Source organism: Exiguobacterium sp. s161, from assembly GCF_018619045.1.
GTDB lineage: Bacteria > Bacillota > Bacilli > Exiguobacteriales > Exiguobacteriaceae > Exiguobacterium_A > Exiguobacterium_A indicum.
The window spans coordinates 94,411-119,879 of the sequence record NZ_JACSNH010000004.1 but is presented as its reverse complement, the minus strand read 5'-3'; the positions used below and the strand labels follow the sequence as shown (position 1 = coordinate 119,879).

The following is a 25,469-nucleotide window of genomic DNA, read 5'->3' as shown; positions in this document are numbered from 1 at the left end:
AGTTACATATAACGTCCACCATCAAAATCGATCGTCGTCTGGTAGTTCGCAGCATTAATCGCATTTGATACTTTGTGCGCTTGTCGCTCCACTTCCTCCGCCTTTAGGCGATAAGTATCGGGATCAAACAAGGCATGGCGAATGACCGTCGTCCCTTCGAATCCGTATTGGAACTCACGTTTCGGTCGACTCGCAAGCATCTGGTAATTTTGTGCCTTCGCCCGCAATTGGGTAGCCCACTCGATTGCTTCGACGAGCGGCATGTCTCCTTCATCCATCGCGATCACGGTGTTTAAATTTGCTGCATAAACGAGACGATCTAAGACCCGCATGTCGTAACGCACAATGTCCATTGCGGCTTCTACGTCAGTTATCGTTCGTCCTTGTTGCGTCGGGAGTGCTTCTCCCTTTTCTAAATCAATGAACGCGACGCGCTCCATTTCTTCGATTAGCTGATCGAGTTGTTTCCTCAAAATACTCTTTAATTTCACGGCATCTGCTAGGTACATCATCATCTCCCCTTTCCTGTTCCATTTACGTCATTCCTTTCAAAAGGTTTCAATCAAACTGATGGACAAAGGCACCAAATTCTCCCTGAATCGTTTGCTTGTCCATCTCCGATATCGTAGCAGTTCGTTCTGTGTAGCGTTCTAAGAGGTAGGCTTTTATTAGGATATGTGACGGTTTGAATCCGATCCGCAGGCACCATTCCTGAAGTGTTTCTGTATCATGTCGCTGTAAACGGACCGGGAGAATCTGATTGAACTGGATAAGCTGTTTGCGAATCCAGACATCTGGTAGCTCGACCGGATTCTCAGTTAAAACAAAGTCGTTGGCTAAGGGCTGTAACGGGATGTCGGCTCTGATCGATTCCTCGTCCTGCTTCTTGGTCTTTCGACGTTTTCGCCAAACGATATAGCTTATGATGACTAGAGGTAAAACAAGCAAGCTCATCAGTAAGATCGATGAGGACGATCCCCCTTTTTCGTTCGTACCGCGCTCAGCATTTTCAACCCCTATAGTGAATATCTTATTCTTTTTCTTTTTCGGTTTGAGGTCTTTCTGCTTCTTCGGCTTTTCGTTCGTGTCCCAAACACGTAAATCTTCATCATTCTTCATTTTCTTTTTAGGTAACCACGAAAGAAATCGAATGTTTAACAATTCGCCTTTTTTCTTGCAATTCGGTTTACACGATCTATTTGTTTCGATTCCAGACGTCTGAACCTCTTTTGGCTTCAGTGCTTGAACAGCCGCTTCTGTCAGTGGCTTACCGATTCCTAAGATTAGCAAAATCAGTCCGATACCAATTACGAGTCGTTTTCGAAGTGACATCAGAAGACCCCTTCTTTTAAATACCATTATAATCCATATTAAAAATTTTTGTGTATTTTTATGGATGTCTTGAAACGAGGAATGATTGTGTAAGGAGAGGGGAAAAGGTAAACAGACCTATTCAGAGAGGGGAACCATTTCATGTTAAAACTCGATCACACGCATGATCCGTATCAAAATGCGGCGTTGATTCAGGAATACGTTGAAACGTCAACCAACGAACAAGCAGTTCGACAAGCGGAACAACTGCTACACGATAGTCCATTCGTCGCACCACGACGCAATCCTAACCTCAGTCGAACGCTTCGCTCGATGATCTCGCCATTATTTTTGACGAACCGTGATAAACATATTCTACCGCTGACACCCGCTTTCGTAACACCACGCGATGAGATTCGACCGAGTTGGTTCGGTCGTCTCAATCATGAGTTCGAACGTTTGATCAGCGATGTCGAAACCGTCGATGTCACTGCTTTTGGCGCAGTCGGTGATGGACAGACGGATGATACACAAGCATTCATCGACGCACTCGGTGATGGACATCGACAAGTCCATGTCCAAGCCGGTACGTACATCGTTCGAGGGATTCGTTTGCCTAGTTATACGATTTTAACAGGAGCCGGTAAAGGGAAGACAATCTTAAAGATGCACGATGAGGCACCAAAAGGACGACGTCTCGTGACGAATCAAAATTATCTTCTCGGTAATCATCATCTACTCGTCGAGAAAATGACGCTCGATTGGAACATTAAACGCATCGGTGACGCGAAAAAAAGTAGCACATGGGGCAACCACTCCAGTTGTCTCACATATGCGCATGTCACCTATGCCTGGGTCTTTGATGTCGAGGCCGTCAACCCGGGGCTTCACTGTTTCGATATCTCGACGCCCTATTACAATTACAACGGGGACGGCGCCCGCGCGAACTTAAGTAGTTCATTCATCTGGTTCGACGGATTGATCGGTTCTGGATTCGGCGATGACGGGATTACGACGCATCATAGTGATCATCTCTTCATCTCGAACTGTTTCATGCATGACCCAAGTGGACGTGCCCATGCAGAAGGCTTCTCCAATTCAAATGGTATCGAAATCGATGATGGATCACGCGACGTTTGGTTGTTCAACAACGCAACAAGTCGTTGTTTCGGTGGACTTGAGATCAAGGCACATGCGACCTCTTCTGCTGCCTCGACCGTCAAAATCGTCGGACACCTATCGATTGATGATCATCGCGCCTTTAACTTCCGACACATTGGTCACCATCAAGCGACTGATCCGACATCTCAAACGGCTTATAATATCATCGCAACGCGTTTGATCGCTCAGACTCCTAAATATACGGAACTCTATGCGAATTCAAAACCGCGTGCGCTCGTTGTTTCCGCTTACCGTAATGTCGTCATTCATGATTTTACGGTGCTCGGTGATCCGTATTATGACTATCAAGAACAACCGATGATTGGGATTCAATATAAGGCACGGAACGTCACGATCAGTCAGTTGAAGATGAGCGGATTCCGACAAGCGAAAACGGACATCCAAATCTTTGGTGGAGAAAACGGAGCTGAAGACGTGTGCCTTCGTGATATCCGCATTGAGGATTCCGCCAAACATGGGATTACGATCGGTCCAGACATCACGCGTGTCAAGCTGACGAACGTGGCACTAAAAGGAGACGGAACAGTTGGTTTGAACGCTAAATCCGAGCCGGAAATGGAACGGTTCATCGCGACCGGATTCAAAGTACCGATTCGCGCCCAGTCGACACAAGTATGAACAAAATGACAGGATGGACCGCGGTCCATCCTGTCATTTTTTCATTGTGCTCGAATATACGCGAGAACACGTGTATCAATCGCACGCTCCGCTTGTTCGCGCATCTCGAAGTTTTCCGTATGCAGATACGTCCGGAACGCGTCTTCGAAATCACCGCGGTAGCCAAGCGCTAATAATTTATCCATCAACTCTGACTCTAAGGCATCATCGATTGGCTTGATTTCTTCTGGCTTACTCGGTTGCAAATAAAGTGTATGCAGTTGATAGATGCGTTCGAGCTCTTCAATCGGACTCGGATGATCGTCAACGCGTAAATCAATATATCGGTCGTTGAATCCACCGTATCCGCCACCCTCCTTGACGACGAGGAGTGCCGCTGATTGCATTCCGCGTGAATCCCCGCCTGCTGCTTGACCAGCTGCTAACGCACGCAACAAACGTTCTGCGAGCGGACCTTGTGTTGATTCAAAGACACGTGCCATCTCTTTTACCGTGTTACCGTCTACAAGAATATTCCCTTGCGCTGCAAAGTGTTTCCCGGCAATACCGCCTGCCCAGTCGTTACATCCCTCTCCCGTGAATGTCGCACTCTTGCCATTCGCATCAATGATTCCCACTTGACGATCCGCTCGTCCTTCATCTGCTTCCGTCAATCGACGCAACACTTCGTCCGCTGAAGCACCTTGTTCGATCATCCGTAATCCTTCAGGGCCATACGTCGTGTTTGCAAATGATTGTGTCGCTACAGCACCTACTCCTGCCTTCGCAAACGGAACAGCGCTCCCGACGGCTAAAAACTTCGACTGAACGGCAACGCCCCATGCTTGTTCTTTTTCACAATACCCAACGATTGAATATGTCACTTCAGTTCCCCCTTTAGTCATTACCTATTCCGTTCGTGATAACGCTTCCCGATTCCTGCAACTGAAAAACCTTCCGGACATCCGTCCGGAAGGTCGACTTCATTGAATACCGAGTGTTACGGCAAGTAGTAGGGCGGCACATGCCAAGGCAATCCAAATCGCGAAGAGTTTCCAAACGAAGCGTAACCATTTCTCATACGGAATGCCTGCAATCGCGAGAAACGCCATCAAATGTGCGCTCGTCGGGAAAATCATGTTCGTCAATCCATCCCCATATTGGAATGCCAAGACAGCCACTTGACGCTCGATTCCTAATAAATCGGACAATGGTGCCATGATGGGCATCGTCGTCGCCGCTTGTCCACTCCCAGATGGAATGAAGAAGTTCGTAATCAATTGCACGGCGTACATCCCGATGACAGCGAAGAACGTCGGCAAATGTCCTACGGCATTCGATAAGCCGTAAATGACCGTATCGATAACACGTCCTTCTTCAAGAATGACGACGATTGCTCGAGCAAATCCAACAATCAATGCGCCGAACGTCACGGCTTTCGCACCGTCAATCAAACTCTCAAACGTACCGTTCACACCAAGCGTAACGATTCCCGCAATCATACCGATGATCAAGAAGGATGCGGTTAATTCCGTCAAATACCAGCCCCACTCAAAGATTCCGATCACATTGAGCGTAATGCCACCGATTAAAATGAGTAAGACGAAGGCATGATGTTTCGAAAAGCGTGAAATCGTCGTCGCTGCTTCTTCCGAACGACGTTGCTCAAGATCATAAACAAGACTACGCGCCGGATCGTGTTTAACTTTCCGTGCGTAATTCATGACATAAAGAATCGTCACCGCTAAAAATATAATATAAACAGCCGTTCGATACCCGAGACCACTAAAGAGCGGTACTTCCGCAATTGATTGAGCGACACCTACCGTAAACGGATTCAACATCCCGCCGGCAAAACCAACCGCCGCCCCTAGACTGACGATCGCGGCTCCTGTCATCGCATCATATCCAAGGGCACGCGCTAACATGATCCCAATCGGCACGAAGATGATTGTCTCCTCTGCCATCCCGATCGTCGCCCCGGCAATCGAAAAGACGAACATCGTCATCGGAATCATGATGTGCCCCTTTTGACCGAATCGGCGAATCAATTGATTGATTCCTGCTTCAATGGCGCCGGTTTGGCGAATGATACCGAAGACACCACCGACAAGAAAGATGTAGAAGATGATCGCAGCACCTGCTTCCATACCTTTTGGGATTGCTTCAAATAAACCAAAAAGATTGACAGGTGCAGACTCTACCGCGCGATATGTACCGTCGATGACGACAGTCTGTCCGTCTTGCTTTTCACGATCGAATTGTCCTGCTGGAAGTGTATACGTCAAGATGACTGAGATGATGAGAATTGCCATGATGATGGCATATGTATGAGGCATCTTGAAGAATGATCGCTTCGACTCTGGTGCATTCGTTCGTTCATTCATGATAAAAGCCTCCTTTTTGTGTCTTTATAAGAATAATGCCCTAATCAGGGAAAAACTAACAGTTTCAGTGAAATGTCATACGATTGTAAAAGAAAAGTGGAATACTTCTAATTTAAATAAGGGCTTTAACCGATCATGTCGCATGAAACAAAAAAAGGAAGATATGCTAGGTCACGAACCTAGAATACCTTCCTTATGTGTCTCGTCAATCGCTTATGATTATGCTTGGAACGATTGAACGTCTAATGGTTTAGCGAGAGCCGTTTGTGCAAACGCAACGAACTGTCCGAAATGAGCACTCGTGTTGTGTGCTTCGATTGCAGCTTGGTCTTCCCATTTTTCAATCATCATGAAGACATTTTCGTCTTCTGTGCTTTGGAACAAGTCGTAGCCAATGTTTCCAGCTTCAGCACGTGATGCTTCTACTAACGTTTTTGTTGCTGCTAAAAACTCTTCTCGTTTTGCTGGTTGTACTTCTAATTTTGCTTCGATGGCGATCATCGAAAAGCCTCCTTTGTAATTTCGTTAACTTAAGCATCTTAGCACCTCCGAATTCGTTACGCCATAAAGATGCTCGGACGATTGATGATATTTAATTACGGGTAATTACAGATGTAATTATTACTTTGTGCCACATCAGAGAAAGGAGCAACGAAGATGCGCGTTGAGGTATTTTACTTTGAGGATGACGGGCACATTCCGAACAACCCGACATTCCCCGTGTTGATTTATCGACATGCATTTGCAGAGCCATCACACATCGAACAGACCTTCCATGCACATGACTGGCGTAACAGCTGGGTGGATGGCATTTTTGACTTTCATCATTATCATAGTATTGCCCATGAAGTGATCGGGATTCTTGAAGGGCATGCAACCGTTCAGCTGGGTGGTCCGCTCGGTAAGACCTTCACTTTGACGAGTGGAGATGTTCTCTTACTTCCTGCCGGTACAGGACATAAAGCACTTGATACAAGCCGACACTTTCGAGTAATCGGTGCCTATCCGGATGGTCAAGATTACGACACGCTGACAGGTCAAACAAGTGAACGCCCGGAAAATCTTCAACGTATTCGTCAGGTGATGCGTCCAACTCAAGATCCTGTATTCGGTGATCACGGTCCCTTGTTTGAGCATTGGTGACGTCTCCTTCTTTTGAAGAAGACGTTTTTGTTCGGAGTTCGTGTGGTAAACCCTACTATTGTCTCTCTACTAAAGGAGGAAGAACGATGAACGCAACAGAAAAGACGTTGATACTTGCTGCATTAAAGCAAAAAACGGTGGCATTTCCCGATCAGACACATGTTCGGGCACTCGGACAAGGCACATGGCGGATGGGAGAAGAGTCGGAGAAGCACGAAGCAGAAATCGAAGCACTCCGTGTCGGTCTCGATAGTGGAATGGAACTCATCGATACGGCAGAGATGTACGGGGAAGGTGCTTCTGAAGAATTAATTCGCGACGCGATTGCAGATCGACGAGAGGAAGTCTTTCTCGTCTCGAAAGTGTATCCGCATCACGCTGGCGGAGAAGCATTGAAGCAGGCTTGTTCCAACACACTTGAACGTCTTGGTACCGATTATCTCGATCTGTACCTCCTTCACTGGCGTGGTGATATTCCACTCAAAGAAACCGTCGAAGGGCTGGAAGCTTTAAAACAAGAAGGCAAGATTCGCCGTTGGGGTGTATCGAACTTTGACGTATCAGACATGAAGGAACTGTTGGCACTGCCAGGTGGTGATCAATGCGCTGTCAATCAGGTACTTTATCACCTTGGATCACGGGGAATCGAGTATGAACTATTACCGTTACTACGTGAGCATGGTATACCAGTGATGGCGTATTGCCCACTAGCAGAAGGTGGTTCATTACGCGATCAACTTCTGAATCATCCGACTGTCGAAGAACTCGCTGAGACACACGGTGTGGATCCGGCACAGATTCTACTCGCATGGGCGATTCGTGAAGGTGACGTCATCGCGATTCCTAAGGCTGGTCAGGCACATCATGTCGAAGCCAATGGTCGCGCTGCGCTTCTGAATTTAACAGAGGAAGAGCTCGCTGCACTTGATCAAGCGTTCCCAGCACCAACGAAAAAAGAACCACTCGATATCGTTTAAGGAGGTCATTTTCATGACAAAACATGTTCAACTCGGTCAATCTAACTTATTCGTTCACCCCATCGGTCTCGGTACGAATGCTGTCGGTGGACACAACTTATATCCGAATCTCGATGAGCAAGCCGGACGCGATCTCGTTCGTGTCGCTTTGAAGCAAGGAATCAATTTCCTAGACACAGCTTTCATCTACGGACCAGAACGTTCGGAAGAACTCGTCGGTGAGGTCTGGAACGACACGGTCGCTCGAGAAGATGTCGTCCTCGCGACGAAAGGTGCGCATCAGTTCGTTGACGGAAATGTCGTCATGAACAATTCACCAGACTTTCTCCGTCAATCGGTCGAAGAGAGTTTAAAACGTCTTCAAACAGACTATATCGATTTGTATTACATTCATTTTCCGGATGAATCGACACCAAAGGATGAAGCAGTCGCAGCACTCGCTGAACTGAAAAAAGAAGGAAAGATTCGCGCAATCGGTGTCTCGAATTTCTCACTCGAACAACTGAAGGAAGCGAACAAAGACGGACATGTCGACGTCTACCAAGGGGAATACAACCTATTCAAACGGGATGCGGAAAAAGAGTTACTCCCGTATATTGTTGAGAACGGTATGTCCTTCGTCCCGTATTTCCCACTCGCTGCTGGATTATTGGCAGGGAAATATACGAAAGAGACGACGTTTGATGATTTACGAAAAAACGATCCTTTGTTCCAAAAAGATGTCTTCGAAGAAAACCTCGCAAAAGTTGATCAACTGCGTCCGATCGCAGAAGCACATGATGCGGAAGTCGCACACGTCGTACTCGCGTGGTATTTAGCACAGGACGGTATCGATGCCATCATCCCTGGTGCGAAACGACCGGATCAGGTGACGGATACGTTACGTACGTTAGATGTTCAGTTGTCACAAGAGGATATCGAAAAAATCGACCAGATTTTTAGCTAATTGTTCTCTTCGTATGTACATGAGCAGAATAGGCGAAAAATCATGCTGAACTACGTATGATGGAGGCATGGAGGCGATTGATCATGAAGCACCATTTTCATTTAACCGCAGACTGGCCGGGCAATCGCAATGATGTTGGTCAGATCGAGACGGGTGAACTAAAAACAAAAATCTCAATTCCGGACGCCATGGATGGTCCAGGGGTTGGTACGAATCCAGATGAGATGTTACTTGGGGCAGCTGCTACGTGCTATATCATCACGCTTGCCGCGATGCTTGAGCGTAGTCACATTCCAAAAGTCTCGTTAACGATGGAATCTGAAGGCATCGTCGATGTCACGAACGGTGTCTTCACATACGACGCGATCATTCATCGTCCGAAACTCTTATTGCCATCTGATCTGTCGGATCGTGATGTGGAGAAGGCACAACGTCTTGCTGAAAAAGCGGAAGGTTCGTGTATGATTACGCGGGCGCTAGCTGGTAATGTTAAAGTATCGCTTGAGGCTGTTGTGGAGCGAATCTCAAATTAACAAATAAAAATCATCGTTTAACTTTTTAGTTAAATGATGATTTTTTTACTTTATTTATCTATTTATTGGTATATTATTGATGATTTATTCATTTTAAATACCATTTACTATCATTCGGAGGATAACCATGTCTTATTATGAAACACTACGTTCTTCAACTGAAACTAACTCACAATCCGATACAACAAGTGTCTCTGTACCAGCACATGACTACACAACAGAATTACTTACACATCTCAATCAAGTACTATATCAATCTTTAGACCATTTACAAAAACAAGATGAACCTGATCAAATGGTTGAAACAGTCAATGAATGGCTCCTGCATTTAAATCAACCTCCGATCGACTCGCCACTTCATCGTGAACTCTCTACTAGCACAACTCATGCTTTACCTACACAATATAAAAATTCTTTGCGTGCTTGGGAACTCATCGCTCCTGGCCAACTCGAACAAGAACAGTTATTGCATCATATCAATCAAGAATTATGGACAGCATCTGCTGCTGATTGGATGGTGAGTTTTACACGACATTCTGGAATCCAAACGCTTGTACCAGCTTTAAAAGAAGCAGAAGCTCAAAACAAACCAATTCGCATTTTGACTTCATTTTATATGAATATTACAGAAGCGAAGGCTATCCGGCATTTGATGGAATTCAGCAATATCGAAGTAAAAATTTATGAACCGATTAAAAAAAATCATGCGTTCCATCCGAAAGCATATTTATTTTCTCGTCCTGATCAGTTGGATAGTGCTATTGTTGGCTCCTCTAATTTATCAAAGTCGGCTTTAACACACGGTATGGAATGGAACATTCGTATACCTTCTACACCCGTCACAACATTAGTCACTCAAGCGAAAAGCTTGTTTGAACAGCTTTGGAACAGCCACGAAGCGACTGTATGTACAGAAGAATTATTACTTCAATACGAACAGTACCAACAAGAAACACCACCTATAAAATCATTTTCTATCCGCGATACAATTGCCGAACCCGCTGTCGATTACACCGTTATTGAACCAAACCTCATGCAGATTCCGGCTTTAGAAGAACTGGATCGTTTGCGCGAGCGAAAAGAAACAAAAGCAATGGTCATTGCGGCAACAGGAACGGGGAAAACGTACTTAGCAGCATTTGATGTCCGTCAAGCTCAGGCTAAAAAAGTGTTATTTGTTGCACATCGCGGAAAATTGCTATCACAAGCTGAGCATACATTTAGACAAGTTTTTTCAAATGAAAGTTATACATTTGGTAGATATTCAGGATCACAACAAATTCAAGATGCACAATTTACCTTCGCTACCGTTCAAACACTCTCAAAAGAGGTTCATCTTAATCAATTTTTAAAGGATACGTTTGACTACATCATCATTGATGAATTCCATCATGCTTCATCTGCTTCTTACCAAAACATTCTTAACTATTTTAAGCCCCAATTTTTGCTTGGCGTAACGGCAACACCAGAACGAATGGATGGTCAAAATATCTTTCAGCTTGTTGACTATAATGTTGCTTACGAAGTACGTCTGTATGATGCCTTAGCACAAGATTTACTTTCACCATTCCATTATTTTGGGATTCAAGATGATGAATCGATTGATTATTCTCTTATTCCTCAACAAAACGGATTTTATGTAGAACAATATCTTGTTGTTGCACTCGAACGATCAACACGAACAGATTATATTGTTGAAATGATTCGTAAATTTGGGTTCAGTGGTAATCAGGCTGTTGGACTAGGATTCTGCGTCAATATTAATCATGCAGAGTTTATGGAGCAGGAATTTAAACGACATCAGATTGAAGCAATGGCTGTTACAAGTAAACAGTCCGAAGATGAACGCGAAGAGGCCATTCGCCGACTAGAGGACGATCAAGATCCACTGCAATATATTTTTACAGTTGACTTGTTTAACGAAGGCGTCGATATTCCAAAAGTCAATCTAATGCTATTTTTACGTCCAACGGAGTCTCCTACTATTTTTATTCAACAATTGGGGAGAGGCTTACGTAAACATAGCTCAAAAGAATTTGTTACGATTTTAGATTTTATCGGAAATAGCCAAAAGGCTTTTGTTGCACCGCTTGTGTTGTCTGGTCAACAATCGTTTCATTCTATTGATCGTTATAAAATTGCTACTGCTGTAAAACAGCATTTTCCGATTTTACCGGAAGGATCTTTAGCCATTCTAGATTCAATTACAGAAAGATTTATTATTGAACAAATGAAAAAAATAGAGTTTTCAGCTAGCAAACAGCTCCGTGAAAGTTATCAAAGGCTGACACGCATGATCGGAAATCCTCCGAGTTTAAATGATTTAGTTACGCATAAAGACGCACCAGCTATTGAAAGTATTGTTCAGCAATGGAGAAGTACATTACGTCTTAAACAACTTGAAAAACATGCTACCGACGAAGAACTACGTTTATTGCTCGATGACACTACACGCAAAATTGTGGAACAGTTCGAAGGACTATTCCCAATTCGTGAGCCCTTCAGCTTACTGATTTTAAAACATTTACTGCATCATCCTTCTGCTTCAGTTCAAGATATTGAACAAGAAGTTTTCAAAGAATTCGCCTTATCGACGAATCACTCTTTCTCAAAGCGACCTATTATTCATCATCTTTTTAAACGCTGGTCTACTGCGTTTAAAAATGATCGTATTCAATTGCTAGATGCTGTATCAAAAGAGCGCTATCGCTTTTCAAATACAGTCGGCCAAGCACTTCAACAATCAACTGAATTACGTTCATATATGATACATTTTATCCAAGCAGGTCTACTTGCATTTCATCAACTACCAGATCGAATCAACTGGTTGATCGAAGACCAGGCGTTTCTATTACATCAAACATACAATCGTTCTGTTATCCAACGTCTTCTTTGTTCACCAAGTCAGGAAGGTTCTTGGCGTGAGGGCGTAGCTCAAGCTGGTGACGACTACATTTTATTCGTGAATTTACACAAAGATGAAGCCATTGATGAGCAACTAAAATATAACGATTATTTCTTAGATCAATATCGTTTCCACTGGCAGTCTCAAAGTAATGCAACTGCTACAGGTAAAGCGGGTACTTTATATCAAAACCATGAGAGCGAAGGAATTCGTATTCATTTGTTTATGCGTAAAGCAGATAAAGAACAAGGAAAAACGCTACCGTTCACATACTTTGGCCAGTTAAAGCATCTTCAAAGTACAGGTTCTAAACCGATTAGTGTGACTTGGTCACTTCATTCTCCACTATCAATTGAACTGTTTAAGGAGTGGCAAACTCTTTCTTAATGTACTCAACTGCAGGAATATCAGCAGGAGCCCATTCAAGCTGATCAAGGTCTGAAACAGATACCCAGCGAAGCTCTGCATGTTCTACGGCAATCGGTTCTCCTGTTACGATTTCAGCTTCAAACGTATGCAATGTAACAATAATAGCATCGTACTCGTACGTCGTTTTTTCAATTGGTTGTTTGACCTTAATATTACATTTTAATTCTTCATTGATCTCGCGAACTAAAGACTGTGAAGGCGTTTCATGTAGCTCAATTTTCCCACCAGGAAACTCCCATAAGTTGGGCAATGACATTTGGCTACTACGAAGTGCACACAATATTTCATTATGATCGTTGCGAATGACAGCCCCTACGACTTGAACATGTTTTTTCATTTTTTATGTTTCACTCCAAATCATTATAGATTTTTCAGTTCTCTGCTTATCATAACAAAAACCGTTATTCCTTTGACTTATGCAAAGAATAGCGGTTTTATTATATCCAGTTATCCACATGTGGATAACCCCATTTATGGTATACTTATGGCACTTATCCACAAGTAGAAATGAGGAAACTAACATGTCTCGTGAACTTTATCCAATTGTCGTCAAACCAAAATGGATTGAATCGATTCGAAGCGGGTATCCCGCCTTACGCAAGGAAATGTTCGAAGCTTTGCACCATGTCAAAGAGGCAGGCGGACTGCTTCATCTGATGACAGAACATAAAGAATACCTCGCGACCGGTTATTTTGGCAAGCAGGAAAAAGGTGTCGGTTGGACTCTCTCAATGGACGAGCAAGAAGCGATTGATGTCGCCTTCTTCAAACAACTTTTTGAAAAAGCGTTAGACAAACGAAATGAATTTTTTGAAGAGTATTCAGAAGCCTTCCGTATCTTTAACGGTGCAGGAGATGGTATTGGTGGTTTGACGATTGACTGTTATGATCATCATTACCTCATTACATTCGAAAATGAAGGCATCTATACATTCCGCCCACTGATTCTTGAAGCTCTTGAATCACTACTGAATTATAGAAGCATTTATGAAAAACGAGACTTCCTCGTCGATCTTCAACCGGTCAAAGGCGACGACTTTTTGAAAGGCGAACGAGGCGATTTTCCTGAAGTCGCACAAGAATATGGTGTGTTGTATGAATATGACTTGGATGCTGGTATGCGGACTGGTTTTGACATTGCCCAACGTGAACTTCGCCGAATCCTTCTCGATTCCGTCGAACGAAAGACCGTACTTAACCTCTTTTCCGATACAGGAACGTTAACGGTAGCTGCCCTTTATGGTGAAGCTGCTCGAACGACAAGCGTTGATTTCTCGACACGTAGTCGAAATAAGACAAAAGATAATCTAATGTTGAACAGTTTTACTCCCGAAAAACAGAAGATTTTAGTTCAGGATGCGTTCGACTACATCGAACAAGCGGATAAGAAGACTCGTTTTGACGTCGTCTTGTTCCATCCACCCGTACAAGTCAATACACGGACACGTCAGTTTCGGACGGAACAGGATCTCGCCCTTTGGATCCAAAAAGTCATTCATCTGACGAATCGTGGAGGACTGCTTGCGATTACGACAGATAGTCCTGCTCTTGATGCATCACAATTGAAAAAAGCTGTCGAGCAAGCATTCAACAAGTTGCGTCAAAAATTCGAAGTCGTGTGGGAGCAACCGGAGCAGAAAGATTTCCCGACTCCTCCTTCCATGCCACAACTCGCTCCAAAAAGCATTCTTGTTCGCCGTAAATGATCTGTTATCTAAAAAATCCGCTACCGAATTTTTCAGTAGCGGATTTTTTTATATTTTTAACAGGAAATGTAAAATGAATGGAGAATCATTTTTTAGGGGTTGGATATACACTCACTTTACCAAAGTGTGATGTTTGATCAAATCGTTGATAGAGATCGTTTAATGCATCGCGTTCATAAGGAATCTGCTCTTCAATCCGAATCTCGAGGACACCCTCTTCCACTAAATGAACGAGTTCTGATAAGTGACGTTGCTGTTGTTTCATCTCATCTACTTTTCCTTTCAGCAACGGAAGCGCGACGAACACAGCTTCAAGTGACAAAGCTTTACTATGCATCATGGTTAAATCTTGTGTCGTCCGTGTCGCGATCGAAATGATGCGTCCCCGCTCTTTAGCGAGTATGAACGATTCTTGTAAATGGTCACCGCCGACTGTATCAATGACGACGTCGAATCCGTCCAGATCCAGTCGGTTTAGCAACGCTTCAGCCGATTCTTCCTTGTACCGATGAACGCGGATCCCTTTTGCTTCTAGCCAAGCTGCCTTCTCGTCAGAAGAGGCGCTCGCTGTGACGTCACATCCATAATGACGAGCAAGTTGTACGGTAAGATGTCCTACTCCACCCGTTCCACCTGCTACATATACACGGATGCCTGGGGTAATCGCGATTCGCTCTTTTAAAATTTCCATCGCCGTCAACCCAATCACCGGTAAACAACCAGCAACCTCAGCCGAGACCCCTTCCGGTCGTAAGACTGCCATCTGTTCAGGTACAAGCATTTCTTCCGCTAGCGCACCGGCACGTGTTCCAAGTCCGCCACCGAATGCGACGATGCGATCGCCGATAGAAAAAGACGTCACACCCTCGCCGATTTCAATGACTTTCCCCGTTACATCGCCCTGGAGAATTCCAGTCGTCGAAGCCGCCGCCACATGTCCGAAGAACATCTTCGTATCAAGTGGATTGATGCTCGACCCCTCGATTTGAACCCGTAATTCGTGTTTCCCCGCTTTTTCAGGTGTGACGTCTTTTTCTGTCAGTGATGCGTCTTTTCCATACTGATCGACTACGAATGCTCTCATGAAGAATTCCCCCTTTTTCATTATTAGTCTATCATGATTCAGAATTCTCTCACATTAGTCGTTCATGCTATGATGAAGGTATCTTATGACGAGAAGGGACGTTTTTGATTTGAAACAAGAATTGATTGATCGTCTAACTACATACGTGAAAGTCGATACACAGTCGAACTATGAGAGTACAACTGTTCCAACAACTGAAGGGCAATGGACACTGGCTCGTTTGCTCGTAGAAGAATTAAAGACAATTGGCATGGAAGAGGTCACGGTCGATGACAATGGTTATGTCATGGCTACGTTACCCGCTAATACAGATGCAGACATTCCGACAATTGGTTTCCTTGCTCACCTTGATACGGCAACGGACTTTACAGGTACGAATGTCCGTCCGCAACTCGTGGAAGCATATGACGGAAATCCCATCACGTTAAGTGAAGTACCGTCCGTCATCCTGTCTCCAACTGATTTTCCGGCACTACACAACTATGTTGGTCATACCTTAATGACAACGGATGGTACGACATTACTCGGTGCCGATAATAAAGCCGGAATCGCAGAAATCATGACAGCCATGCATCATCTGATTTCACATCCAGAAATCAAGCATGGTCGCATTCGTGTTGCCTTCACACCAGATGAAGAGATTGGTCGTGGACCACATCACTTCAATGTCGAAGCATTCGATGCCACGTATGCTTATACGGTCGACGGCGGTCCGCTTGGTGAACTCGAATACGAAAGCTTTAATGCGGCTGCGGCCAAAATCGTCTTCCATGGAACGAATGTCCATCCAGGAACAGCAAAAGATAAGATGGTCAATTCGCAGAAACATGCGATGGCATTCCACGATCGTCTTCCTGGAGAAGAGTCTCCTGAATTCACGGATGGTTTCGAAGGATTCTTCCACTTAATTTCGTTTGACGGTTCTGTCGAAAAAACGACACTCGACTACATCATTCGTGATTTTGATCGTGAGGCATTCGAAGGACGGAAACACTTCTTATCTGCCCTTGTCGATGAGTGGAACAAAAAGTATGGCGCAGGTAGTGTGGAAATCGATTTACACGATCAGTACTACAATATGCGCGAAAAAATCGAACCCCACATGCACATCATTGATATCGCTCATGCAGCGATGGAGTCGCTTGACATCACACCGATCATTAAGCCGATCCGTGGTGGAACGGATGGATCACAACTTTCATACATGGGTCTTCCGACACCGAACATCTTTACTGGTGGCGAGAACTACCACGGCAAGTTTGAATTCATTTCGGTCGATAATATGGTCAAAGCAACACAAGTGATCATTGCCATCGCTCAAGGATTTGAACAAGCTTCGCGCTAATCAAAAAGCAGATTCTCAGCGCTGAGAATCTGCTTTTTTCACGTCTACCGTTGTGGTCTTTAAGCGGTTTATCTTAGACATATTTCAATTAGTTTTTTTCTTGTGTCGTACCGTCAGGAATCGGTAGTTGAACCATACTCCCTGATCCACTGACGAGTGGTGATTTCCCGTCCCACTTCTTGACAGCTTCGTATTGAATCATTTCTTTCGTCAACGTCTTCTGTAATTCTTTTTGTGCTTTTGCCAACCCTTGAGCTTCGATCAAACGCGCATCGGCTGCTCCTTTTGCTTCTACGCGAAGACGTTCTGCCTCTGCTTTAGCGATTTCAAGATCCGTTTTCTTTTTATCGAGTTCCTGCGACGCTTTGACACGCGCATCGATTGCTTCCTGTGTCTTTTCATCTGGTTTTGGTGCACCGAGTGCGACATCCTCGATGATGAAACCGATATCCTTGACGTCTTCTGCAAACTGCGTCTGAATGCTCGTCGAGACGTTTCCTGATTTTTCACCGAACAGTTCAAGGACGGTAACTTTCGAGATTTGCTCACGCGACGCATCATAGAGTCGTTGTTTCAAGTAACCTTTGGCAATCTCATCGATTTCGATCGGTCCGAACTTGTTGAAGACTTTCGTCACCTTATCCGGTGAGACGGAGAAGCTGTATGTAAAGTCAACGACGATGTTCTTTCCATCCTTGGTTGCAAGTGTCATGTTCTCAAGCGACTTCGTCTGTGTCCGGATCGGATACTCCGTCACCCGCGTGATCGGTGAAACGACATGCCAGCCTTGCGATAACGTCTCATCTTTGACACCGCTTGACGGTGTATAGACGACCCCAACTTGTCCGGGTTCGATTTGTTCAACGATGAACGGCGTTGTTGCAAGCAACGCTAGTACGAGCACACCAGCGATGATCATCGATGGGCGAATTTTTTTCTTCGGTTTGATTTCTCTCATTCTGAATCTCCTTTATCGATCTTTTCTTGGATATAGCGGTAGAGTTCCATGCCAAGCAAAACGATGAGGGCGAAAAACAATAATGTGAAAAAGATGGCCATCTAACCCCTCCTCTAACGAATTCCTTACTTTGTTCTACGTATCCATCTGGAAAATGTTTCATTTTTTTAAATGTCCAGTTGCTTATTTTTAATTTCTGTCCTAATATGGAGGGAACTTTGCCTGCTCTACGACAGATCACGATTTGTGGTACACTCGAATGAGCACATCACTTACTAGAAACGAGGGTTCATCTCTATATGATTACAGTACAAAACGTCGGTCTTCGCTTTGCAGATCGAAAATTATTCGAAGACGTCAACATTAAGTTCACACCAGGTAACTGTTACGGTCTGATCGGTGCAAATGGCGCTGGTAAATCGACATTCTTGAAAATTCTCGCTGGTGACATCGAAGCACAACAAGGCGATGTCATCATCACACCAGGCGAACGTTTAGGCGTTCTCCGTCAGAACCATTACGAATACGAAGAATTCCAAGTCATCGAAACGGTCATGATGGGACACAAACGTCTCTATGAAGTCATGAAAGAAAAAGATGCCATCTATATGAAAGAAGATTTCTCAGACGAGGACGGCATGCGTGCTGCTGAACTCGAAGGTGAATTCGCTGAGATGAACGGTTGGGAAGCGGAGTCGGAAGCAGCGATGCTTCTTCAAGGACTCGGCATCAAGGAAGACCTTCACTCGAAAACGATGGCTGAGCTGACAGGATCTGAAAAAGTTAAAGTCTTGCTTGCGCAAGCGTTGTTCGGTAAACCAGACATTCTCTTACTCGATGAGCCGACGAACGGACTCGACCTGAAAGCTGTCAAATGGCTTGAAGAATTCTTGATCGGATTCGAGAACACGGTCATCGTCATTTCCCACGATCGTCACTTCTTGAACAACGTCTGTACGCACATGGCGGATCTTGATTACGGTAAAATCCAACTGTATATCGGAAACTATGATTTCTGGTATGAATCAAGTCAGCTTGCTTCGCGTATGGCAAGTGACCAAAACAAGAAAAAAGAAGAGAAGATTAAAGAACTTCAAGCCTTCATCGCACGTTTCAGCTCAAACGCCTCAAAAGCGAAACAAGCGACGTCACGGAAGAAATTGCTTGATAAAATCACACTCGACGACATTCGTCCATCGTCACGCCGCTATCCGTTCGTCGGCTTCACACCGGAACGTGAAATCGGAAATGATCTCTTGATGGTCGACGGCATCTCGAAGACGATCGATGGCGTCAAAGTCCTTGATAACGTCCGCTTCTCGTTGAACAAGACGGATAAAGTCGCGTTCATCAGCCAAAGCGATATCGCGATCACGACACTATTCAAAATCCTTATGGGTGAGATGGAACCGGATAGCGGTACGTTCAAATGGGGCGTCACGACTTCCCAGTCATACTTGCCGAAAGATAACTCGGAATTCTTCGAAGGCTCGGATAAGACGATCCTCGATTGGCTCCGTCAGTATTCACCGGCAGATGAGAGTGATACGTTCCTCCGTGGATTCCTCGGTCGGATGCTCTTCTCTGGAGAAGAAGTCATGAAAAAAGCATCTGTCTTATCCGGGGGCGAAAAAGTCCGTTGTATGCTTTCAAAAGCGATGCTCAGTGGTGCTAACGTCCTTGTACTCGACGATCCAACGAACCACTTGGATCTCGAATCGATCACGGCACTCAACGATGGTTTGATCGCTTATAAAGGCGCAATGCTCTTCAGCTCGCATGACCACCAGTTCGTCGAAACGATCGCGAACCGCATCATCGAGTTGACGCCAAACGGTATCGTCGATAAAGAAACGACATACGATGAGTATTTGAACAACGATACGATTCAACAGCAATTAACAGCGTTATACGCACAATGATTTAAAAGAGACCGGAACTGTCGTTTCGGTCTTTTTTTGAACATGTTGAAGGAGGAATGCGATATGCGACATCGGGTATGCGCTGCGTTGATTGAAGAGCAACAGATCCTAATGGTCGAATTACATACCCCTTCCCGGACATTTTGGACGTTACCCGGCGGAGGTGTCGCGAATGGTGAAACAAAAGAGCAAGCCATCATGCGAGAAGTGTTAGAAGAAACGCATCTTCACGTCACGGTCGAACGGAAACTTTACGAGATTTCAATGGATCAAGGAACAGAGACATGTTTTCTCGTTCGCCGTGCCTTAGATAGTCCTGGACCTCGACTCGGGATCGATCCTGAACTATCGCTTAATCAACAAGAATTACGAGCTGTTCGGTTTCGACCACTGAATGAGATGCAAAATGATTCACAGATTTCTCGTTTGCGTCTACTATCGTAACGATATAATCTTTGGATTAAATGAAAATTTAATAACCGTATTTATACTTAAAAATAGTAGTCGGTAACTAAGCATTTTGATAATCCAAAATCGCTCGATCCAGCGATAGAAAACGAGAACGTTATCAAGGTGTCGACTGCCTATCCGTTTTACCGAGTGATCATAAATCGTATACGAATCGATAAGATATGAAAAACGGATTCCCCAGTGCGGGAATCCGTTTTTTCATGCATTGTTCTTCTTTTGTTTCGCTGCCTCTTCTTCGACACGTTGCAACAAGCCTTGAACAATTTTCTCGTTTTCTCGTTCGCCACCGAGTGACAAGAGACTTTTCCCAACGAAGTTCACTCCTTCATTTTTTCCTGTATAAATCAACAGACAACGATCGTGTCCAAGTGGTTTGAGCGTAAACGTCATCTCGATCTTGAATATTTTAGCCAATGTGAATCCAATCGTATTTTGCTTGAAGTCAGGCTCGTTCGTATAGGCTAAATCGGTCACGATATAGGTTTCGAGTCGATTACCCTGCATGTATGTTTGACGATACGTCGAACCGACGACACCCGGTTTTCGTTCAATCACCTCGTGCTGGACGACGTTTGGAATCAAACGCTGCAATCGCGTGTGATCAAACAAGTGCCATGCTTCCTCAATCGGGATATCGAGCTGTCGTTCTTCTCTCCACGTAATCATAGATCCGCCCCCTTTTCTATAGAAATACCCTGTCATCCGGTCTTGTAACGTCCGGTGACAGGGCGGGAGCAGATTCTTATTTTACTGTGCTTGTTTCAAGGGCTGCACCGAGGAACTTCGCTAGTTCGAGCATGCCGTAGCGTCCTGCAGCTGCCTCGGCATCCGAATTATAGTTCGTATTCGTATTGACGTCATACGTATAGATCGTACCTGACGCATCCTTAATGAACTCGATGCCTGCGACCGCGATTTGGTTCGCTTGGAGGAATGCTTCATACTTTTGGATGATCGGGTCATCGAAGCCTTCAACGATTTGGAACTTCATCGGCGTTTGTGGCGCTTCTTCACCAACTGGGCAGAACAAGTCGTCGATCACACATGCATCCGCTGGGCAAAGCTCAAAACCTTCTGATGTATCGACTCGAACCGCGTAGACGAACTTTCCACCTACGAACTCACAACGTGTGATGTACGGTTCTGGTGCTTGAATATACTCTTGAATCAACGTGATGCCATCGACTGGTTCGTCGAATGTCGGACCGTCGAGATAAGCTTCAAGTGCTTCAATCGAGTGGAACAGCTGGACGCCGAGACCTTTTCCGGCACGGTTGTGTTTCGTGATGAATGACGAAACACCGATTTCTTTTGCTGCTTGTACGATTTGATCGCGTCCGACGGCAGCCGTCGTCTTCGGTACACGAATCCCAGCCTTCCGCAACGCCGTGTATTGATTGACTTTGCTGACTTCAAGACGAAGCGCACGCGTTCCGTTAAAGACGGTCCGGTCATGCTCTTCTAACCAAGCGAGGACCCCTTCCGTCAATTCCGGCGCGTAACGATGCCCCCGCGTATGCGAAGAGGCACTCATCCGGCTGTAAAAGACGCCTTCTGGCGGCAGTTCGTCCAGCGGAACGATCCCTTCATTCAAGTGCCACTCTTCATACGGTAACTCGAGTTCTTCGAGACGTTTGATGAGATGGTCCGTCCATTCTTGATTTTCGTGGAGAATATGAATTTTTGTCATGATTGTTGACCTACCTTTCGTTTCGCTTCGACCAGTGGCATTACGTCACGAGCAAAACGTTCCATTTCTTCGAGTTGTGGTGAGAATTGTAATAAGAGTAACGTGACACCAACAGCTTCGAATGCTAGAATCCGTTCAGCGATTTGTTCTGGTGTTCCGATTAAATTCGGACGTAGACCACGGTTCGAGACGGAATAATCGTTTCGTTCGACCTGTTGTTCGAGTTGCGATTTACTGATGAAATCTTGATAACCGGCATAACCGGCGCTGTCTTCCTTAACGTCCGTGATGCGTTGCCACTCAAGAAGCGCTTCTTCTTCCGTATCCCGACAAATGATGTAGGCAGCAAGACCGAAGCTCTCAAGCGGTGCGTGTCCCGTCGCTTCCCGGCGTACTTTCATATCATTGATTTTATGAGCTACTTCTTCAACAGTGCCTCCATGCATGACGTAGGCATCACAATGTTCGACGATCGTCCGTTTTCCGGCTTCACTCTCTCCACCAGCGTAGAGCTTAATCCCCGGACGCTGGATGGGTTTCGGATGGAGTTCTGCCTGTTCGATCGTGTAGTGATGACCGAAGAAGCTGTATGGTGACGCATCTGCCCATAGTCCTTTCATGACCGTGACGAACTCTTCCGTCCGGGCATAGCGCTCATCATGTGCAGTAAAAATACCGTTGTATTGTTTTGCTTCTTCTGCCCACCAGGCTGAGACGACATTGAGCGTAAATCGCCCTCCACTCAACTGATCGATGTTTGCCGCCATCTTCGCCGTCGTCGCTGGATTATGGAACCCGGGACGAACCGCTGTCATGATCTCAAGGCGTTCTGTTGTTGCAGCAATCGCCGCTGCCGTTGTCCATGCCTCAAGACTCGGTTCCTTGATGCCTTTGATATCGTTCAAGTTCAATTCCGCAATCAACGTCGTCGAGAAGCCGATGCGTTCAGCTGTTTGTGCGACTTGTTTCGCATAATCGAATGTTGCTGGCATCTGTTCATCCTCGACGTTACGTAACCATCCCCCAAAAATCGGTAACCAAAAACCATACTCCACTCCATCGTCCCCCTTATCATAAAAAAACGCTCTTTTCGAAGTTCGAAAAGAGCGACGGTATCTTGTCCTGTCCGCTCTTATCTTCAGAAGGTATTCCTTCCTGGAAGTAGCACCTTCCGCCATAGCGGGGTTGCTGAAGTGTCTTCGGGCCAGTCCCTCGACTTCTCTAGATAAGATGTGTTGCATTCATCGTACAAAATTCACTGAACTAAAGCAACCATTAAACCGTCTTTTCCAATCGGAATTATTTCGCGCATAAAAAAATCCCGACGTCGTGTCGGGATTCCGGATTAATATGGTGCGACGAAATCTGATGTTGGCTCTGGTGCTTGTTCACCACGAACACGATCATAGAATTTGGCAAGCGTGACGCTGAAGTATGGTCCAACCCATAAGACAGCAAGACCAAGTGTAACGATTACAAGTAATGCCCAACCAATGAATGATAGGAAGAGTAAGAATGCTTCCATCTTATGACCATCCATGAGTTGGCGTGAACGCGTGATGGCCTCGAGGATACCGATCGATGGTTCATCTCGAAGGATGTAGAACGTCAACAGGTAAGAGAACGACTTGATGATACCAGGGATGATTAAGAGTAACGTCCAGAGCGCGATAAAGATGAACTGAACAATGGCCAGCCCCACCACTTTCAGGAACATACCATATGGCTCAAACAAATCCGTCACTTTCGTTTCTTCGCCACGAGCAATCGACATGGCAATCCATGTCCAACCGACTCCTACTGGAATCAATAAAATCGACACCAATGATACAACGAGATCTATACTACTAGACGGCTCATCGATATCCGATCCAAATAAATTAGGAACACCCTGAATAATACTAAACAGCAGAAAAGCTAGGACTGCAAATCCCCAACGACCGCTGAGCGACTCCTTCGCTGCTTTCTTTAATTGAGATGACATGAGTAAGGTCCTCCTTGAAAAATAAGTTCTCACCTTACTCTACGGCTTAAAATTTCTAATGTTTCACTCTTTTTTCAATAATTTCCCGTCTCGTTGCTGGTTGAGCCAAGCACGCTCAAGTTGTCGTCCACATGTTAGAACGAACGTTGAACATCGAAGCGCTTCATCGCAAACGAAATGTCATGTTTTTCGTCTATGTACGCTGATATATCTCCACAGCCGGATCCTGACGCTTATATTTCGCGACGATGACGATCAAAACCGTGATGATCACAAGCAGGAACCAAGAAGATAATTTTCCAAGATCAACGACTGCCCAGCCTCCTTCTTGATGCGGATAGACCCAGCCTTTAAAAAACGTCACGATATTCTCTGCGATCCAAATGAAAAAGGCGATCAGTAAAAAGGACAGGACGAGCGGCATCCGATAAATCGTCTGCTCGATCGTAAAATGAACCCATGACTTATAGAAAACGAGGACGACGAGAACCATCAATAGCCAGCGTGCATCGAAGATCCAGTGGTGGGTGAAGAAGTTGAGATAGACGAGACTACCGACGCTGATCGCAAGCCACGGGGGAGGAAATGCTATGAATCGTAAATGAAATCGCCGAAAAGCCTGGCAGACATAACTCGCGACGCTTGCGTACATGAATCCTGCATACAATGGAACACCAGCCACTTTCGTCAAAGCTTCTTCCGGATAACTCCAAGACCCGACGTTCACTTTGAACAGTTCAAGTGCTAGACCGATGACGTGAAACAATAAGATCAGTTTGAATTCCTCCATCGTTTCATAACGTGTGACGAGTAAGACGATTTGGACGAGAATACACCATAGCAACAAGAGATCATATCGAGCAACCGTTTCAGTAGGAAGATAACGTGAAAGAGCAAGCGCTGCGAAAATCATCACGGGAAAGACGCAACAGATGGCTTCTATATATGTAAAACGAATCAGGTGCCGGATCGCTTTCATTCGGTCATCTCCTTTTTTCTTCAGTATACGGGTCTCAATCCTCCTTCCCCTCCTTCTTAAGATGGAAAAAACGGAAAATTTCGTCTTTCTTCTTCCACTTTCCTCATGATACAGTTAACGAATCAATTATTTTAAGAAATGAGGTGCCAGACATGACGCGTCATCGCGCTTCCTGGTTGTTACGCGCTACGTTAAAGTGGGGGCTCTTCCTACTTGGTTTATTTTTACTCGCCCTTGGCTCATCGATGATGATCACAGCTGAACTCGGTGTCTCGACGTGGGATGTATTGCATCTCGGTCTCCAAAAGAAGACGCCACTATCCGTCGGAACGATCATCTTACTTGTTGGTCTATTACTCGTTTTCGTGAAGTACGCATTAGACCGCGTCACACCGCAAATCGGAACGCTCGTCAACGCGATTTTCGTTGGTGTCTTCATGAATCTTGTGCTTGGTTCTCATCTCTTACCCTCTTTTGAATCGATCTGGTTGAATACGCTCTGGCTGATTTTCGGTATCTTCATCATTGGGATGGGCGCTGGTCTGTATGTCGCTGTCGGATACGGGGCTGGTCCACGTGATGGGTTAACGCTGACACTTGCAGAGCGCTTCGGAACGTCGATTCGTCTGATGCGGACGATCATGGAAGTCACGGCATGCGGCATCGGTTGGTTGCTTGGGGGACCTGTTTTCTTCGGTACGATCCTCTCGATTTTCTTAATCGGACCATTCCTACAATTTTGGTTGTTCTATTTCCGTCGGATCATTGCAGCGATCGATGCAAAAGGAATTCCAGCGTCTAAACGCCAAATTAGCTAAGTCGCCTGACTCGATATCATTCCGCGTGAATGATATCTTTTTTTATGTCAGAAGCAGATAAGTTGCGTCATCAAAATAAACACGTTATATTCGTTTACATAT

The 25,469-nt window shown here is 45.1% G+C and carries 24 protein-coding genes and 1 riboswitch; of the genes, 11 read left to right on the top strand and 13 right to left on the bottom strand.

Features of this window, described 5'->3' with window-relative positions; genetic code table 11:
• Positions 1-2: 2 nt before the first annotated feature.
• Both KNQ14_RS11795 and KNQ14_RS11790 read right to left on the bottom strand, forming a co-directional pair.
• Positions 3-515: a hypothetical protein gene (locus KNQ14_RS11795; RefSeq protein WP_251138390.1), complete on the bottom strand. Its 513-nt coding sequence runs from the start codon at positions 513-515 to the stop codon at positions 3-5.
• Positions 516-558: 43 nt separating this feature from the next.
• Entirely contained in the window at positions 559-1,332 is a 774-nt protein-coding gene (locus tag KNQ14_RS11790; RefSeq protein ID WP_214861136.1) for a hypothetical protein, read from the bottom strand.
• 141 nt (positions 1,333-1,473) lie between these two features.
• Here KNQ14_RS11790 and KNQ14_RS11785 point away from each other — a divergent pair, with 141 nt between their 5' ends.
• The gene (locus KNQ14_RS11785) at positions 1,474-3,111 is read left to right on the top strand and encodes a glycoside hydrolase family 55 protein (protein WP_214861134.1); all 1,638 of its coding nucleotides are present in this window, start codon (positions 1,474-1,476) and stop codon (positions 3,109-3,111) included.
• Between the two features lie 41 nt (positions 3,112-3,152).
• Here KNQ14_RS11785 and KNQ14_RS11780 read toward each other — a convergent pair whose 3' ends face one another.
• The 3 genes from KNQ14_RS11780 to KNQ14_RS11770 all read right to left on the bottom strand — a co-directional run bounded on the left by KNQ14_RS11780 (position 3,153) and on the right by KNQ14_RS11770 (position 5,978).
• Complete coding sequence (locus KNQ14_RS11780) at positions 3,153-3,974, bottom strand: DUF1028 domain-containing protein (RefSeq protein ID WP_050677198.1); 822 nt, start codon at positions 3,972-3,974, stop codon at positions 3,153-3,155.
• A 99-nt stretch (positions 3,975-4,073) separates the two neighbouring features.
• Positions 4,074-5,477, bottom strand: a complete 1,404-nt coding sequence (locus KNQ14_RS11775; protein WP_214861132.1) for a YfcC family protein — start codon at positions 5,475-5,477, stop codon at positions 4,074-4,076.
• Positions 5,478-5,696: 219 nt separating this feature from the next.
• A complete protein-coding gene (locus KNQ14_RS11770; protein ID WP_087681678.1) occupies positions 5,697-5,978 on the bottom strand; it encodes a putative quinol monooxygenase in 282 nt (93 codons plus the stop codon).
• A 156-nt stretch (positions 5,979-6,134) separates the two neighbouring features.
• On the opposite strand from KNQ14_RS11770, the gene KNQ14_RS11765 reads away from it, so the two are divergent.
• The 5 genes from KNQ14_RS11765 to KNQ14_RS11745 all read left to right on the top strand — a co-directional run bounded on the left by KNQ14_RS11765 (position 6,135) and on the right by KNQ14_RS11745 (position 12,368).
• Positions 6,135-6,620 (top strand): cupin domain-containing protein, encoded by a 486-nt coding sequence (locus KNQ14_RS11765; RefSeq protein ID WP_214748814.1) that lies wholly within the window; start codon positions 6,135-6,137, stop codon positions 6,618-6,620.
• 86 nt (positions 6,621-6,706) lie between these two features.
• Entirely contained in the window at positions 6,707-7,597 is an 891-nt protein-coding gene (locus KNQ14_RS11760; RefSeq protein WP_214748818.1) for an aldo/keto reductase, read from the top strand.
• A gap of 13 nt (positions 7,598-7,610) precedes the next feature.
• Positions 7,611-8,543 (top strand): aldo/keto reductase, encoded by a 933-nt coding sequence (locus tag KNQ14_RS11755; RefSeq protein WP_214748822.1) that lies wholly within the window; start codon positions 7,611-7,613, stop codon positions 8,541-8,543.
• A gap of 80 nt (positions 8,544-8,623) precedes the next feature.
• Complete coding sequence (locus KNQ14_RS11750; protein WP_133208492.1) at positions 8,624-9,076, top strand: OsmC family protein; 453 nt, start codon at positions 8,624-8,626, stop codon at positions 9,074-9,076.
• Between the two features lie 127 nt (positions 9,077-9,203).
• Positions 9,204-12,368 (top strand): DEAD/DEAH box helicase, encoded by a 3,165-nt coding sequence (locus KNQ14_RS11745; protein WP_214861130.1) that lies wholly within the window; start codon positions 9,204-9,206, stop codon positions 12,366-12,368.
• Here the strand turns inward: KNQ14_RS11745 and mutT are convergent.
• Positions 12,343-12,747, bottom strand: a complete 405-nt coding sequence (mutT, locus tag KNQ14_RS11740; RefSeq protein WP_058704348.1) for an 8-oxo-dGTP diphosphatase MutT — start codon at positions 12,745-12,747, stop codon at positions 12,343-12,345. The two genes, KNQ14_RS11745 and mutT, sit on opposite strands and share 26 nt — an antisense overlap.
• A 184-nt stretch (positions 12,748-12,931) precedes the next feature.
• Between mutT and KNQ14_RS11735 the strand changes: the two genes are divergently transcribed.
• Positions 12,932-14,116, top strand: coding sequence for a class I SAM-dependent rRNA methyltransferase (locus tag KNQ14_RS11735; protein ID WP_214861129.1), 1,185 nt, complete (start codon positions 12,932-12,934; stop codon positions 14,114-14,116).
• Positions 14,117-14,201: 85 nt separating this feature from the next.
• Here the strand turns inward: KNQ14_RS11735 and KNQ14_RS11730 are convergent, their stop codons facing one another.
• Entirely contained in the window at positions 14,202-15,200 is a 999-nt protein-coding gene (locus KNQ14_RS11730; RefSeq protein ID WP_214748828.1) for a zinc-binding dehydrogenase, read from the bottom strand.
• A gap of 109 nt (positions 15,201-15,309) precedes the next feature.
• On the opposite strand from KNQ14_RS11730, the gene pepT reads away from it, so the two are divergent.
• Positions 15,310-16,545 (top strand): peptidase T, encoded by a 1,236-nt coding sequence (gene pepT / locus KNQ14_RS11725; protein WP_133208493.1) that lies wholly within the window; start codon positions 15,310-15,312, stop codon positions 16,543-16,545.
• Positions 16,546-16,633: 88 nt separating this feature from the next.
• Here the strand turns inward: pepT and KNQ14_RS11720 are convergent, their stop codons facing one another.
• Complete coding sequence (locus KNQ14_RS11720) at positions 16,634-17,503, bottom strand: prohibitin family protein (protein ID WP_214748831.1); 870 nt, start codon at positions 17,501-17,503, stop codon at positions 16,634-16,636.
• A 299-nt stretch (positions 17,504-17,802) separates the two neighbouring features.
• Here KNQ14_RS11720 and KNQ14_RS11715 point away from each other — a divergent pair, with 299 nt between their 5' ends.
• Together KNQ14_RS11715 and KNQ14_RS11710 are read left to right on the top strand one after the other, a co-directional pair.
• On the top strand, positions 17,803-19,425 hold the full coding sequence (locus KNQ14_RS11715) for an ABC-F family ATP-binding cassette domain-containing protein (RefSeq protein ID WP_023469778.1): 1,623 nt from the start codon (positions 17,803-17,805) through the stop codon (positions 19,423-19,425).
• Positions 19,426-19,488: 63 nt separating this feature from the next.
• The gene (locus KNQ14_RS11710; RefSeq protein WP_214748834.1) at positions 19,489-19,869 is read left to right on the top strand and encodes an NUDIX domain-containing protein; all 381 of its coding nucleotides are present in this window, start codon (positions 19,489-19,491) and stop codon (positions 19,867-19,869) included.
• Between the two features lie 225 nt (positions 19,870-20,094).
• Here KNQ14_RS11710 and KNQ14_RS11705 read toward each other — a convergent pair whose 3' ends face one another.
• The 5 genes from KNQ14_RS11705 to KNQ14_RS11685 form a co-directional block, all read right to left on the bottom strand.
• Entirely contained in the window at positions 20,095-20,562 is a 468-nt protein-coding gene (locus KNQ14_RS11705) for an SRPBCC family protein (protein ID WP_214748837.1), read from the bottom strand.
• A 76-nt stretch (positions 20,563-20,638) separates the two neighbouring features.
• Positions 20,639-21,586: an ATP-grasp domain-containing protein gene (locus tag KNQ14_RS11700; RefSeq protein ID WP_214748840.1), complete on the bottom strand. Its 948-nt coding sequence runs from the start codon at positions 21,584-21,586 to the stop codon at positions 20,639-20,641.
• A complete protein-coding gene (locus KNQ14_RS11695) occupies positions 21,583-22,641 on the bottom strand; it encodes an LLM class flavin-dependent oxidoreductase (protein WP_214748844.1) in 1,059 nt (352 codons plus the stop codon). Before KNQ14_RS11695 ends, KNQ14_RS11700 begins: the two co-directional genes overlap by 4 nt.
• 74 nt (positions 22,642-22,715) lie before the next feature.
• A riboswitch (SAM riboswitch) is annotated at positions 22,716-22,818 on the bottom strand.
• A gap of 113 nt (positions 22,819-22,931) precedes the next feature.
• Positions 22,932-23,570 (bottom strand): DUF975 family protein, encoded by a 639-nt coding sequence (locus KNQ14_RS11690; RefSeq protein ID WP_214748846.1) that lies wholly within the window; start codon positions 23,568-23,570, stop codon positions 22,932-22,934.
• 193 nt (positions 23,571-23,763) lie between these two features.
• Positions 23,764-24,549 carry a DUF817 domain-containing protein gene (locus tag KNQ14_RS11685; RefSeq protein WP_214861127.1) on the bottom strand — a complete coding sequence of 262 codons (786 nt, stop codon included), beginning with the start codon at positions 24,547-24,549 and terminating at the stop codon, positions 23,764-23,766.
• Positions 24,550-24,701: 152 nt separating this feature from the next.
• Here KNQ14_RS11685 and KNQ14_RS11680 point away from each other — a divergent pair, with 152 nt between their 5' ends.
• On the top strand, positions 24,702-25,367 hold the full coding sequence (locus tag KNQ14_RS11680) for a YczE/YyaS/YitT family protein (RefSeq protein ID WP_214748852.1): 666 nt from the start codon (positions 24,702-24,704) through the stop codon (positions 25,365-25,367).
• Positions 25,368-25,469 lie beyond the last annotated feature (102 nt).

Bases quoted from the DNA above. Each gene is read 5' to 3' on its own strand.
- KNQ14_RS11795 (WP_251138390.1), bottom strand. From the start codon at position 515: ATGATGATGTACCTAGCAGATGCCGTGAAATTAAAGAGTATTTTGAGG.
- KNQ14_RS11790 (WP_214861136.1), bottom strand. From the start codon at position 1,332: ATGTCACTTCGAAAACGACTCGTAATTGGTATCGGACTGATTTTGCTA.
- KNQ14_RS11785 (WP_214861134.1), top strand. From the start codon at position 1,474: ATGTTAAAACTCGATCACACGCATGATCCGTATCAAAATGCGGCGTTG.
- KNQ14_RS11775 (WP_214861132.1), bottom strand. From the start codon at position 5,477: ATGAATGAACGAACGAATGCACCAGAGTCGAAGCGATCATTCTTCAAG.
- KNQ14_RS11770 (WP_087681678.1), bottom strand. From the start codon at position 5,978: ATGATCGCCATCGAAGCAAAATTAGAAGTACAACCAGCAAAACGAGAA.
- KNQ14_RS11765 (WP_214748814.1), top strand. From the start codon at position 6,135: ATGCGCGTTGAGGTATTTTACTTTGAGGATGACGGGCACATTCCGAAC.
- KNQ14_RS11760 (WP_214748818.1), top strand. From the start codon at position 6,707: ATGAACGCAACAGAAAAGACGTTGATACTTGCTGCATTAAAGCAAAAA.
- KNQ14_RS11755 (WP_214748822.1), top strand. From the start codon at position 7,611: ATGACAAAACATGTTCAACTCGGTCAATCTAACTTATTCGTTCACCCC.
- KNQ14_RS11745 (WP_214861130.1), top strand. From the start codon at position 9,204: ATGTCTTATTATGAAACACTACGTTCTTCAACTGAAACTAACTCACAA.
- mutT (WP_058704348.1), bottom strand. From the start codon at position 12,747: ATGAAAAAACATGTTCAAGTCGTAGGGGCTGTCATTCGCAACGATCAT.
- KNQ14_RS11735 (WP_214861129.1), top strand. From the start codon at position 12,932: ATGTCTCGTGAACTTTATCCAATTGTCGTCAAACCAAAATGGATTGAA.
- KNQ14_RS11730 (WP_214748828.1), bottom strand. From the start codon at position 15,200: ATGAGAGCATTCGTAGTCGATCAGTATGGAAAAGACGCATCACTGACA.
- KNQ14_RS11720 (WP_214748831.1), bottom strand. From the start codon at position 17,503: ATGAGAGAAATCAAACCGAAGAAAAAAATTCGCCCATCGATGATCATC.
- KNQ14_RS11715 (WP_023469778.1), top strand. From the start codon at position 17,803: ATGATTACAGTACAAAACGTCGGTCTTCGCTTTGCAGATCGAAAATTA.
- KNQ14_RS11710 (WP_214748834.1), top strand. From the start codon at position 19,489: ATGCGACATCGGGTATGCGCTGCGTTGATTGAAGAGCAACAGATCCTA.
- KNQ14_RS11705 (WP_214748837.1), bottom strand. From the start codon at position 20,562: ATGATTACGTGGAGAGAAGAACGACAGCTCGATATCCCGATTGAGGAA.
- KNQ14_RS11700 (WP_214748840.1), bottom strand. From the start codon at position 21,586: ATGACAAAAATTCATATTCTCCACGAAAATCAAGAATGGACGGACCAT.
- KNQ14_RS11690 (WP_214748846.1), bottom strand. From the start codon at position 23,570: ATGTCATCTCAATTAAAGAAAGCAGCGAAGGAGTCGCTCAGCGGTCGT.
- KNQ14_RS11685 (WP_214861127.1), bottom strand. From the start codon at position 24,549: ATGAAAGCGATCCGGCACCTGATTCGTTTTACATATATAGAAGCCATC.
- KNQ14_RS11680 (WP_214748852.1), top strand. From the start codon at position 24,702: ATGACGCGTCATCGCGCTTCCTGGTTGTTACGCGCTACGTTAAAGTGG.